This window comes from Asaia sp. VD9, from assembly GCF_037150015.1.
GTDB lineage: Bacteria > Pseudomonadota > Alphaproteobacteria > Acetobacterales > Acetobacteraceae > Asaia.
In genome coordinates, this window is record NZ_JBBCQM010000023.1 from 1 (window position 1) to 12050 (window position 12050).

10 protein-coding genes, 1 pseudogene and 1 other annotated feature are annotated in these 12050 nt (G+C 50.5%); all 11 genes and pseudogenes read left to right on the plus strand.

The window, feature by feature from the left end:
• Nucleotides 1–203: 203 nt before the first annotated feature.
• Entirely contained in the window at nucleotides 204–341 is a 138-nt protein-coding gene (locus WFJ47_RS16605; RefSeq protein WP_155996826.1) for a hypothetical protein, read from the plus strand.
• A 44-nt stretch (nucleotides 342–385) separates the two neighbouring features.
• Nucleotides 386–502: a sequence feature (AL1L pseudoknot), on the plus strand.
• 10 nt (nucleotides 503–512) lie between these two features.
• Nucleotides 513–803, plus strand: a complete 291-nt coding sequence (locus tag WFJ47_RS16610; protein ID WP_081866873.1) for an IS3 family transposase — start codon at nucleotides 513–515, stop codon at nucleotides 801–803.
• 329 nt (nucleotides 804–1132) lie between these two features.
• A complete protein-coding gene (locus WFJ47_RS15925; RefSeq protein WP_023977975.1) occupies nucleotides 1133–2398 on the plus strand; it encodes an HlyD family efflux transporter periplasmic adaptor subunit in 1266 nt (421 codons plus the stop codon).
• Nucleotides 2399–2448: 50 nt separating this feature from the next.
• Nucleotides 2449–4563, plus strand: coding sequence for a peptidase domain-containing ABC transporter (locus tag WFJ47_RS15930; RefSeq protein ID WP_084331042.1), 2115 nt, complete (start codon nucleotides 2449–2451; stop codon nucleotides 4561–4563).
• A 209-nt stretch (nucleotides 4564–4772) separates the two neighbouring features.
• Nucleotides 4773–4958: a hypothetical protein gene (locus WFJ47_RS15935; RefSeq protein WP_023977977.1), complete on the plus strand. Its 186-nt coding sequence runs from the start codon at nucleotides 4773–4775 to the stop codon at nucleotides 4956–4958.
• Nucleotides 4959–5035: 77 nt separating this feature from the next.
• Nucleotides 5036–5383: a tlde1 domain-containing protein gene (locus tag WFJ47_RS15940; RefSeq protein ID WP_235075415.1), complete on the plus strand. Its 348-nt coding sequence runs from the start codon at nucleotides 5036–5038 to the stop codon at nucleotides 5381–5383.
• A gap of 78 nt (nucleotides 5384–5461) precedes the next feature.
• Entirely contained in the window at nucleotides 5462–5995 is a 534-nt protein-coding gene (locus tag WFJ47_RS15945) for a hypothetical protein (protein ID WP_023977978.1), read from the plus strand.
• A 757-nt stretch (nucleotides 5996–6752) separates the two neighbouring features.
• Entirely contained in the window at nucleotides 6753–9062 is a 2310-nt protein-coding gene (locus WFJ47_RS15950; RefSeq protein WP_161630817.1) for a PQQ-binding-like beta-propeller repeat protein, read from the plus strand.
• A gap of 104 nt (nucleotides 9063–9166) precedes the next feature.
• The gene (locus tag WFJ47_RS15955; protein ID WP_161630818.1) at nucleotides 9167–10126 is read left to right on the plus strand and encodes an acetate--CoA ligase family protein; all 960 of its coding nucleotides are present in this window, start codon (nucleotides 9167–9169) and stop codon (nucleotides 10124–10126) included.
• A 716-nt stretch (nucleotides 10127–10842) separates the two neighbouring features.
• Nucleotides 10843–11628, plus strand: coding sequence for a hypothetical protein (locus WFJ47_RS15960; protein WP_336764318.1), 786 nt, complete (start codon nucleotides 10843–10845; stop codon nucleotides 11626–11628).
• A gap of 16 nt (nucleotides 11629–11644) precedes the next feature.
• Nucleotides 11645–12050 (plus strand): annotated as a pseudogene (locus tag WFJ47_RS15965) (hypothetical protein); the annotation flags it as partial.

Here is a 12050-nt window from a genome sequence, read left to right on the forward strand (position 1 = left end):
AGAGGCGATGCTACAACTGTCCGATGGATGCCTTTGGAATGCTGGAGTCGTCGACGCATAGAGTCGACCCATAAGTGCGCGCAGAGACGCTTAGCGTATATCTGTGCCCGTTCTATGTCCTGACCCCTTATTGAGGAAATGTTGCTCGAGCGTTACGGCTGGTTCTGAAGCATGAGGGCGAGCATCCGTCGCGTTGGACGGCGATGGTGTCGATTGCCGGCAAGATCGGCTGCTCGAAGCATACGCTGAACCAGTGGGTCAAGAAGGCCGAAGTCGGAACCGGCAAACGGGCTGGGGTTCCGGCCGAGGCTGCCGATCGGCTCAAGTCGCTGGCGCGTTAAGTGCGCGAGTTGCGCCAGGCGAATGAGATCCTGCGGAAGGCGTCCGCTTCTTTCGCCCAGGCGGAGCTCGACCGCCCCTTTCGGAAATGACGGCATCCGTTGATGAGCACCTCGCGGCATATGGGGTCGAGCTGATTTGCAAAATGCTGCAGATTGCCCCGTCAGCCTATTATGAGCGGCTTCGAAAACGACGTGACCCAGAGCGCAGATCGGCTCAGAGCAAACGACGAGATCCTGCGAGTTTTCTCAGAGCACTTTGGGGTTTACGGCGTGCGGAAGGTCTGGCGTCAGCTTCGCCGGGAAAAGGTTGAAGTCGCCCGATGCACGGTCGCGCGACTGATGCGTGATCTGGGCTTGCAGGGCATGATCCGCGTGTTTCATGGTCCGGGCCAAGCCGCACAGACCCATCGCATCATAATCCGCGCGCAACAACAATGCCCGACCCATGCCCCGCCTCCCTGATATGTGACCAGGCAGTGATTCATATCTCGTGCCACAGCGATAGCTTCAGTTCATCACAGATGAGTCAGTAACAAGCAGTCTTGGTATGAGCCACTGGAACCCCGGTTATTACGACCTCGAAGCAGCTATGGTCGCTACCGATCGAGCTGTCCTAGAACCCACCGTCATTTCTTCCTTGGGAAACATTAAATCAGTTGTAATTTGACCACGCTCGGTTTGTTTGGATGAAACTAGTAATGTCAAAACATTTCCGAATCGCGTCAAAATGTAAGATATTCTGAGTTCGCCTTGTAACGAACGAGATATGACTGACTTAGGGAGCGTTGAGCATGTCACAGGTTCGGCTATTCCGTGACGAAGTAACCGATCGACAAGGCAGCCAACTTTACGGCGGTATACAGATCACTATGCCGTCCCATGCGCGAGCATATTTCGCTATATCACTGGTAACCTTGCTTGCTGCGACAACGCTCCTCTTCTTCGGTCATTACACGAGACGAATTCAAGCAGACGGCTTGCTCGTGCCAAGCGATGGTATGGCAATGATGACATCGCCACGCGGCGGCACGGTGCAACATATTCGCGTAAATATTGGAAAACCCGTCGCAGCTGGTGAAGAGTTGTTAGCGATAGCTGATGATACAACAAGCGAGCACTACGGAGATACAGCGCAACACATGGCGGACGAGCTCATTAAACAGCGAACAAGCTATCAAGCTGAAATAGTTCGTGAAGAGCAAAGCCTAGACATCAACTTGCACTCCTTGCGACAGCAGATATCCGACATAGAGAAAAGGAGAGTAGCGACCCAAAACGAAATTATTATTGATCAGGCTCAAATATCGTTGGAAGAGCACGCGGTAAAACGTTGGGCCTCACTAGAGCGAGACGGATTTGCTTCGCGTCTTACTCTGGAGCGCGAAATAACAAACCTCCTGAGTGCGAAAACAAACATAAATGCGGCTGAAGGAAATTTAGCCGCCCTCGACGAGCAAGCACACTCTGTCGCTGAGCGTCTCAAGGTTCTTCCATTCGAGGGGCAGAGCAAAGTCGACACTTTGCGAAGGGCGATTAGCCAAATTGATCAGACAATGCTGAGAAATGAACTCAGTAGAAGCATCGCCATCAAGGCGCAGGTATCGGGCACTGTTTCAGCCCTGCTGATAAAGGAAGGACAGTCAGTCACCCCTGGACAGGCGCTCGTAGCGGTTGTGCCAAATGGAGCGATTTTGCACGCAGAATTGCTGGTTCAGAGCCAATCAGTCGGTTTCATAAAAATCGGAGAACGCGTATCGCTCCACTATCACGCATTTCCATTCCAGAAATTTGGCGTAGCATCCGGTGTAGTGGTTGGGACCTCGAAAAGCGCACTCGACGCTAATGAGGTCACGCAGCTTTTAGGCGGAAAACAATTGCCATCAACAGACACATACTACCTGATATACGTCAATATTCCCTCACAATCTGTTGTCGCCTATGGCACCAAGATAGCACTGCTGTCCGGCATGAGCCTAGACGCTCAAGTACATCTTGACCGTCGAACTATAATCGAATGGCTGATGGACCCTCTGATCGCTGCAGAAAAAACGATCTGAGCTTGGTTCGCTTTGCGCACAACGTTTGGTCCTGAACGGAGCCCCATAGGATGGCTTTTTCCCATCGGAAACGCACAATCGAGACTATCTTACAAGACGAATCAACAGAATGTGGGCTTGCGTGTATAGCCATGATAAGTCAGTACCATGGCTATAATGTTACGTTGCCGGAACTGAGGATGGCGTACCCGGCATCGCAAAAAGGCATGACAGCACGAGACATCATGCATGTTGCAGATGCTATGGGTCTTCAATGTCATCCACTCAAAGCAGATCTTGACGAAATCAAGGACATTGAACTCCCGTGCGTTTTGCACTGGGACCTAGCACATTTCGTAGTTTTATCTCGTATAAAGAACCAGCGTTACTACATACATGATCCAGCCTCAGGTACGAAAGTTCTCTTCATTTCGCAAGTTGGCCGCCATTACACCGGTGTCGCATTTCGTATGGCGCGGTCACCGACCTTTCGACGTCGGGTTAGCCCCCCCCCTATTTCGCTCAGAAAGCTGGCTGGAAGCATTAATGGTCTCGGTCGAAATATAACTGTAATATTAGTGCTTTCTGTTACTCTTGAAATACTTTATATTAGTGCACCATTGTTAATACAGACAATGATCGATGAGGTTATACCGGACGCCGATAGACAGCTATCATATCTGGTGATAGGCGCTTACTTGTTAACCGTGTTACTTGGGGCATCGCTATCTGGCTCTCGTGGCTGGCTCACAGCCTATGTCGGGGCACAGTTTAGCTATGGTTGGGCAGGAAATGTCGCACGTCATTTGACGCGCTTGCCCTTACCTTTCTTCCAAGCCCGACACCTTGGAGATATTGTCTCACGGGTGGGGTCCATAGACGCAATCCAAAAAACGATAGTAGCGAAATTTCCAGCTTTGCTGATGGACTTGATCGTCTCGATAACGACAGCGGCAATACTATTTTATTATAATTTATGGGTCGGCTTAACCTCTACAGCATCAGTAGTTTTGTACTTCTGTATAAGGATTTTATACTATGGGGTTTTTCGTGAAGCCAATTTAGGCCAGATCAGCGCTAGTGCTAAACAGAATACACAATTGTTAGAAATTCTGAGAGGAATTCAGTCAATAAAGGTTTCCAATAAAGAGTCTCAGATAGGTGTCAGGTATATAAATAAATTGTATATTACGCTAGAAAAGGGTTTAAAAAGTCAATATTTGGGCGCCTCATTTGCATCCGCGCAATTGTTCGTCGACGGTGCACGTAAGGCATTGGTGTTAGTTATCGGCACAAACCTCTGCATTGATGGAAACATTACCATTGGTATGCTAACGGCGACGATCTCCTTTAGCGATCAATTATTGTCGACTTCGTCCCGGCTAGCTGACAGTTTCATCGAATTAAAGATGTTACGGGTTCAGACCGAACGATTAGCCGATATTATGCTCAAACCAATTGAAGCCCACCAAAAAAACAAATATGTTGGGCCATTACACGACCTTCAGCTTTCATTCCGAAACGTATATTTTAGATATACGGAGAGAGAGAAATGGCTTCTGGAGAATATGTCTTTCGATATTGCTCCAGGTGAGCATGTAGCGATAATTGGACCATCCGGATGTGGGAAAAGCACTGTTGCTAGATTAATGCTCGGATTGGCAGATCCGGAACGCGGAACTATCAGCGTCGGAGGGAAGGACATACGTGATCTAGGCAAAACCAAACTGCGGCAGCTCGTCGCAGCAGTCTTGCAGGAAGATCAGTTATTTTCTGGAAGCATTGCAGAAAATATATCATTTTTTGACGAGAGCTTCAGGATCGAGGCAGTGCAAGTGGCAGCTGTGCAAGCGTGTATCGACGACGAGATCTGCGCAATGCCAATGGGGTATCAAACTCTCGTCGGTGATATGGGGGCAGCTCTTTCAGCAGGACAGAAGCAAAGATTACTGCTCGCGCGTGCTTTATATCGCAACCCGCGTATCATCGTTTTAGACGAGGCAACTAGCAATCTCGATTTGGCACTTGAGCGCCGCCTCTGTGAGTCGATCGGCGACATGAAGCTAACTCGGATCACCTTCGCGCATCGCCCTGAGACGATATCAGCCGCTGATCGTGTCATCGAGTTGCGCCCTAAGCTTGGCGCTTCGGCCGGCGAACCGCCGCTGAAGGCCTTGGCTGTGTAGAGGGCAGCCTAATCCCTCTTTTGTCTGTTTTGTGGAGATCAAAGCAATGGGGTCGTTAACCGTAACAGAAATAGACATGGTGGCTGGCGGGATAAAGGGTATTTCGACCCTTGCGGCAACCGCTTCGTCCTCCAGTGTGCACTCATCAATGGGGATCACGCCCATCGCTCATACAGAACTCCTAGGGTTCTCGCCCGAAATGGCTTCCGATGGCGGTGATGAGTCAGAAGGTGGCGGTGGTGAAGGTGGTGAAGGCGGTGAAGGCGGTGAAGGCGGTGAAGGCGGTGAAGGAGACGGCGGCGGCGAGGGCGGAGACGACGATGGAGATGGTGACGGATCAGGAGACGGAGACATTGACGACGGAGACGGCGGCGGTGATGGCGCGTACGCTGTAACCCCGGAAAATACGAGCAACCCATACGGATCCGATCCCCAACACTACCAGTATTCTCAAAGCACCGGCAAACTAACCCTGGTTGACGATGCGACCGGCCAGTCTGTTGAGGTTGGAACCGGGTACTCGGGCCATGGTCAGGGTCTAAATAATCCCAATGATCAGTATACCCACGATGAAGGACCCATACCTCAAGGGACATATAATATTGGGGATCCTATCGATAAGTCTAACACCGGTCCGAATTCCATTCCTCTGACCCCTGCAGATGGTACCGATACCCAAGGCAGGAACGGTTTTTATATGCATGGGGATAACAGCAACGGTAACAACAGTGCCTCGGATGGCTGCGTCATAATGGCTCCTTCTGTAAGGAACTCTGTAGACAACAACTCTTCCGCAACCACTCTCGTTGTTACTAAGTAACAAAAAATTTAGCCGCACTGTATATAAAATATATGGTGCGGCTTACTATACATATGGATTTATTCAAGGAAAATTAAAATGCTAAAGTTATACTATATCAACTTTTCTTCTGTTGTTGTTGTTTGTTTCTCTGTGTTTGTCATATTCTGCTCTTCACAGGACGCAAGGGCTAGTACGGGGACGTTGTCCGCTTCTGAGGTTCTTCAGCAGATACGCCGCGATGGAGCCTCAACTGTCGCATCGCGACTACAAAATATACGGGAGAAGGATGGTCGAAGCGAGTTAATGATTATTGAGACTAATATAGAGAGTGGTGAAGAATTATGGATCAAGGTAGGGAAGGAACTTCTGAAGGGAACAGACGCAGGAAATCATTACAGTATAATCGTAGCTTTGAGCCGAGCTTTACAACATAACCCGCAGGCAGTGCTTCGCGATTTTAAAACTGACGACACCCTCGCACGCCTATGCCAAGACAACAATATAGAGCCTACCCCGGCCGAACATATTGCGTTCAAAACGAGAGTACTGGCCGAACTAAAAAAAATCAAAGGCGCTGACCTAAATAAACAAAAGGAAATATGTGAGTATCATATAAATAATATGAAGTAAGAACTAATAGCTCAAAATAAGGGGGTATCGTTAATGTCGCCTTTTTTCAAGGTATACGATGACTTAGAGCCTTTCTCGGTTGGCGGCTTTCCCGCAGAGTCCTCCATCCCGTTTATGTTCCACGCTAATGAAGGGCTTCTGCGCTGGGAACACCCAGTCTGGCATATTAGTTTACACGAGGTGATGAGTTATGCGGCTATAAATGAAAACTCCGACCAATCAGCGCTCAGAAAAAATTGTACGTCCGCCACAGATATATTGGACCGAGCCGTCCGCGAATACACAAATAAGCATGAAAAGCTAAACGCGGGCTTCATCCTGGCGAATACTCCCTCGCCCGCTCAGGCGATTAGACGGCGATATCTCCCAACCGATCGGGTAGTGACCGCAGCCTTGCTATTGAATTCTGGATGGGAGCCATCCGCAGGCGCAGAATTAATTTTTGTGGATGGGCAAGGCGAACTTGTAAGTATCCGTAGGCGCCCAGGGCGGCTTGTCGTATTCGCTGGCGACCTACCGTTCGGTATTGGCGGCGTTGGGGTGGATACAGAAGCACCTGCAATGACACTCATAATCGATTACGTGTAAAAGCCCTCGTGAAAGATCATAGCACCTACTCTGCGTTTTTTCCTGCGACGGCTACAGCAATGCTGTTATCGGGCCGGATATCAAAATAACGTGTCCGATCTGAAGGAAGACGCGCGGAGCAAGGAAAGCGTCTACTACCCAGACAATCTTCCTACAAAGGTAATGAGTGATGACTCTCGAAAGCATTCGCGTTGCGGTCAGTGAATCGGGCCTTTTACACTCGGAAGACGGCCAAAGACTTATCAGCAAGAGAGGAGGAACATTTGCGTGGATGTTCGACTTGAGGCCGGTCTTTCTGAACGCTGAAATAGTTAGAAATATTGCTTCGGAATTCTGGCGCCTTTTCGGAAAAGCCCGGCCATTTCAGTTAGCTGCCGTGGAAACGGCGGCAATACCTTTGATGACTGCGCTACAGTTGTATGCTCCCGTAGCTCGTCAGGGGGTAAATTGCGTCATAGTTCGAAAATCGCGCAAGCAAACTGGTACAGGTAAGATCATAGAGGGTAATTTGAACGATCTTCCCGTCGTGGTAGTTGATGATACCGTCAACTCATCAAAAAGTGCTGAATGGGCGCGTTCCGTATTAGAAAACCACGGGGGAAATGTTACTGACCTCTTCGTTATCATAGATTTTCAATCCAAAAGGTGCATCGATTGGAGAAAAAATTATCGAATAACAGTGTCGTCCCTTTTTTACCTAGCAGATTTTGAGCTTTCTATTGAGAAAGAAAACCTATTATCTGAGTCCCGCAAATATGAAATGGTTTGGAGGAATACTTCTATTTCTGGATATGCATACCATATGGTTCCAAAGTCGGCGCCGTTACTTCGAGATGGCATCATATACAGGGGCACTGACTGTGGCAGGATGCAGGCACTATGCGCTGAGACCGGAAAGCTGATTTGGCAGTTTACCGCTCCTGGAACGGAGCGCTCCAAAAAAGGCATATGGTCTTCCCCGGCTCTCCACGGTGATCGTCTATTCTTTGGCGCGTACAATGGAAATATCTACTGTCTAAGCAAGGTGACAGGCGAGGTATTATGGGAAAGTGAAGAGGGTGAGTGGGTGGGCGCATCTCCTTTAGTAGTAGAGGCGCATAACTTGGTTTACTTCGGTATTGAATATACGAATCCATCGTTCCACGGGTCACTCTGTGCTTACGACTGCGATAGCGGCGCAAAAATCTGGCATGTCCCAGTCGGGCGATTACAGCACGGGTCCGCTGTATATTGTGAAGAGGGAGATGCAGTTGTCTGGGGCAGCGCTGATCACGAGGTCTTAAGTCTCGATGCACTGACTGGGGTGATTTTGTGGAGATTTGCTACGCGACGCTCAGTCAAATGTGCACCGGCGGTGAATGAGAAACGCCAGTTGGCGGCATTCGCATCATTTGACTGCTCTATTTATCTTGTCTCGACAGTAGACGGTCGAAAAATTGGCGAATGGCCTACTGGTGGTGCCTGTTATACTACGCCACTATTTGTGGAAAACATAATATTCTGCGGATCCGGCGATGGGTACCTATATATAATCGACACGATTCAACGTGCTATCGTAAAGAAAATACACTTGGGGGGCAGAGTCTACAGCTCTCCAGTGCTCCATGACCGCAGCGTCTTCATAGGTTGCAATAATGGAACTATATATGAGATCGAAGTAAGCTCCCTTTCGATAATCGGCAGATTCCAACTGCCAGACGCGGTCACAAACAAAGTATCCGTCTCTCCGTGTGGGAATTATATCTATGCCACTACTTTTATGAACCATCTATTCTGTTATCGACGCGTACCTCAGGAAACATGCAAAAAACCCGAAACATCAATTCTAGGATACAATTCTGCCAAGCTTCTGAAAAATTCTTCGTGCGTCTCCAGCGCGAGATACAAATCAGAACGCGGAAAGATATTTTTCAAAAAGATTTCGCAGGATATCGATATTTCGTTTATTTATAAAGAGTTGATAAGCAACGAGAGTGCATGGTATGATAATATACGCAGACAAAAAAATATATCCGTACAGAGGGAAACGGAAAGTATTTTTTTAAGATCCGCCGACAGGCGTAAACTACCGTCCACAATCCCCACCGAAGACGTTCAGTTAAGTAAAGAGACACATGTCTCACGCAATTTTCCGACCACCATGGACTGGCTGAGCAATTTCGCCAAGCAACGCGACAAACGTCTGGCGCGGGCAATTATAGTACGATTAGCACCCGGTGGCAGAGTATATCCTCACGTGGATAACGGAAGCTATTATGCGACCCGAGACAGGTTTCATCTAGTCGTTAGTTCGCCGTCTGGAAGCAGCATGCAAGCGGCGGATGAGAGAGTTCGGATGTTCGAAGGAGAAGTTTGGTGGTTTGATAACAAGCAGGTTCACCACTCTGACAACCCGAGTGACTCCCACCGGATTCATGTCATATTCGACCTTGAGCCGCGCATACAAGCACATCAAAATGTCAGTTCTATATCGCAATGAACGACACTACCGAAAATCAACAGCAACATTCCCTAGACGCCGAGCTTATACCATACGCTCGATTTCGGGATAATCTCGGGACTATGGCGATCATACGGGAAGCTATGAGACGTGACATCAGTGTGACCGACACGGGTGCCCGCAGGATACTTCGTCTCAGTAAAAATCACCAACATGAGTTTATTGTTGGCACTATTACCAGCAAGACATCGCATATCGCCGTAGCGTTGTCTGATGATAAACACGCAACGAAAACCGTTTTATCCGCTGCTGGGCTTCCGGTATTAAAATCACGGCGCGTCCTCTCTTCTGATGAAGCAGTCGCAGCATGGAAAATTATTGGTAAGCCCGTTGTTATCAAACCTAATTCGGGATCCAGCGGCAGAGCCGTCGAAGTTAACCTTGATTCTGAGGTAGACATAAGAAAGGCATTTTCACATGCCAGAAAAATCTCGCGGACAGTGCTGGTCGAGAATTACCACTACGGGCGAGATTATAGATTACTGGTGATTGATCGCGTAGTGGTCGGTATCGTGGAGAAATATCCCGCCTTTGTGGTTGGCGATGGCTCTAGTAATATCGCCACTCTAATAGATCGGCTGAATAATGATGCCAAACGAGGGACCGGTTGCGAGCGACCAATGGCCAAGGTAGATCTAGATGACGTCCTTCGCACGTATCTCAACCGGCAAGGCTTCTTCCTACAATCCGTTCCCTTAAATGGCCAGCGCATTATTCTAAACGGGCTGGGTAGTGTTAGTAGAGGTGCAGTTACCATTGACCGCACGAATGGGGCGCACAAGGAGATTTGCGATCTTGCAGTCCAAGCCACAGGAGTGATCGGTCTCGATATCGCGGGGGTGGACATTGTAGCGTCGGATATTTCAATGCCTGCATCTTATTCAAAACCTTTCATCCTCGAAGTTAATTGCTCTCCAGGATTCAGGGCGCATCTCGTACCATCGGCTGGCGAGCCACGTTTCCCAGATCATGCGCTACTTGATTATCTCTTCCCTTGCTCGTCACGCGCCTCCTTGCATGTAATACCAGTTCCTGTCAGTTAGAATCCATGTGTTCATTGTCGTAGCCCGAGAGACATGATGCGCCACGAGACATGATCGACAACATGCGCCGCTTCCTCTTTCTCGAGAGGTTAAACGCCGCCACGTAGCCATCCCGGATGGCAACAGAGCCCGATCTGCCCAAGACGCAGACCAAAAATCACCCCGGAAGCCGTCAGTCAGAACGACAAAAGCCTGAAATCACCAGCCAGGTGCATCAACCAGCGGTTCTTCGATCACTCCATTTCATTCACGAGCGTAATTGCGCTCGGGCATCTTTCGCATGTCGACCTGACCTCATAGGGTCTTCCTGTATCCTCCCACGCGGCAGAACAAATTCAGGATATGAGCTGCAGGACAGGAAAAGAGTCAAAAAACCTGCCTGCAGCGCCTCGAATATTACCTAACCGATACGTTACATCAATCCCTCAGGTTTGTGTTCAGCTGGCCCAGCCCTGGTTTCCCTCGCGCGGTACTCGGTTAATAAGACCGCACTGCCCTTTTTTAAAAATCAGAAAAGAGAAAAACCTCCTGCTCATGATCCTGTGGAGTTGTGGTGTGTCGGGCGCGCTGTGGGCAGGGTAAAAGCCTGTCCATAGGGCGCACGTGCCCGCCCTGGCGGCACTCCACAAATCCACAGGACAGTCTCCCTGTCACCAGAATTCACTTGCTTTTGTCCCGCTTGTTCTCCTTATGTTCCTTCCCGAAAGGAGGAGCACATGGACAACACCGCACTCGACACATTGCGCAGGCGCATCCGGCAGATCGAGCGACGCGACCATACAGACCACACCCCTCTACGCCTGGAGACAGGCTATGACCCGATCGACCACCATCTCAATGGCGGTCTTGCGGGTGGCGCGCTGCATGAGTTTCTGATCGCTTCTCCGCTCGAGCGCGGCAGTACGCTCGCCTTTCTTCTGCCATGCCTGGCGCGCAGCGATCGCCCTGTTTTCTGGCTTTCGACACGCCCCTCCCAACTCTTCGGGGCAGGGCTGGATGCACTCGGCATCGCACGGCAACGCCTCTTCTGTCTCGAGCTCATGCCGGATCGTCTTCTGCCGGTTGCCGAGGATATTCTGCGCCACGCAGAACCCATGATCCTGGTTGTCGAGACCGATCGCGCGCTCACCCTGACCGAAGCGCGCCGGCTCAACCTGGCCGCTGAGGCGACAGGGGCTACCGGCTTCATCCTGCGCCAGAGCAAGGCAGGGGTGGGTGCCGCTCACGAAGCCTGTGCCTGCGCCACCAGATGGCAGATCACCGGCCAGACGTCGCGCCCGCTGCCTCTGCCCGGTCTTGCACTCCCTCTCCCAGGCCCGCGCCGTCTGTCGGCCGACCTCCTGAAACTGCGGGCGGGATTGCCCAAACGCTGGATCCTTGATTGCCACGACCATGAGCCGTTTCCTCGCTCTCTGGATGCCCTTCTTCTCGACCGAGCAGTTGCGCCGCGAAAACAGCGCGCTTTATCCGGCCTCGCGCAAGCTGGTGCTGCACGCCACTGAGGGCAACAGACGCGTTGTGACAGCAGTTGATGCATCCGCCTGCCGCGCCGGGATCGGGGCTGGCATGACGCTCGCCCATGCAAGGGCGCTCGATCCGGACCTGCTCGTCATCGAGCATGACCGGGAAAAGGACCGCGAGGCGCTCGCCCGCCTGACTGCCTGGGGTCTATGGATGTCGCCGCTTGTGGCCGCCGACGCGCCGGATGGGCTCTTCGCCGATTTATCGGGCTGCACCCATCTGTTTGGAGGCGAAACCGCCTTTCTCGAGCGGCTTTGCGCCGATCTGCGCAGTTTTAGATGGGGTGGATGGCTCCCGATCACGGCATCTATAGTGCCAAAGGTGAGGACGCCATCTTTGCGTACCTCTGATAGTGGAGCCATCCGAGATGACGATTACCACGATTGGTTTGGATCTGGCCAAG

Bases quoted from the DNA above. Each gene is read 5' to 3' on its own strand.
- WFJ47_RS16605 (WP_155996826.1), top strand. From the start codon at position 204: ATGGTGTCGATTGCCGGCAAGATCGGCTGCTCGAAGCATACGCTGAAC.
- WFJ47_RS16610 (WP_081866873.1), top strand. From the start codon at position 513: ATGAGCGGCTTCGAAAACGACGTGACCCAGAGCGCAGATCGGCTCAGA.
- WFJ47_RS15925 (WP_023977975.1), top strand. From the start codon at position 1,133: ATGTCACAGGTTCGGCTATTCCGTGACGAAGTAACCGATCGACAAGGC.
- WFJ47_RS15930 (WP_084331042.1), top strand. From the start codon at position 2,449: ATGGCTTTTTCCCATCGGAAACGCACAATCGAGACTATCTTACAAGAC.
- WFJ47_RS15935 (WP_023977977.1), top strand. From the start codon at position 4,773: ATGGCGGTGATGAGTCAGAAGGTGGCGGTGGTGAAGGTGGTGAAGGCG.
- WFJ47_RS15945 (WP_023977978.1), top strand. From the start codon at position 5,462: ATGCTAAAGTTATACTATATCAACTTTTCTTCTGTTGTTGTTGTTTGT.
- WFJ47_RS15950 (WP_161630817.1), top strand. From the start codon at position 6,753: ATGACTCTCGAAAGCATTCGCGTTGCGGTCAGTGAATCGGGCCTTTTA.
- WFJ47_RS15955 (WP_161630818.1), top strand. From the start codon at position 9,167: ATGAGACGTGACATCAGTGTGACCGACACGGGTGCCCGCAGGATACTT.
- WFJ47_RS15960 (WP_336764318.1), top strand. From the start codon at position 10,843: ATGGACAACACCGCACTCGACACATTGCGCAGGCGCATCCGGCAGATC.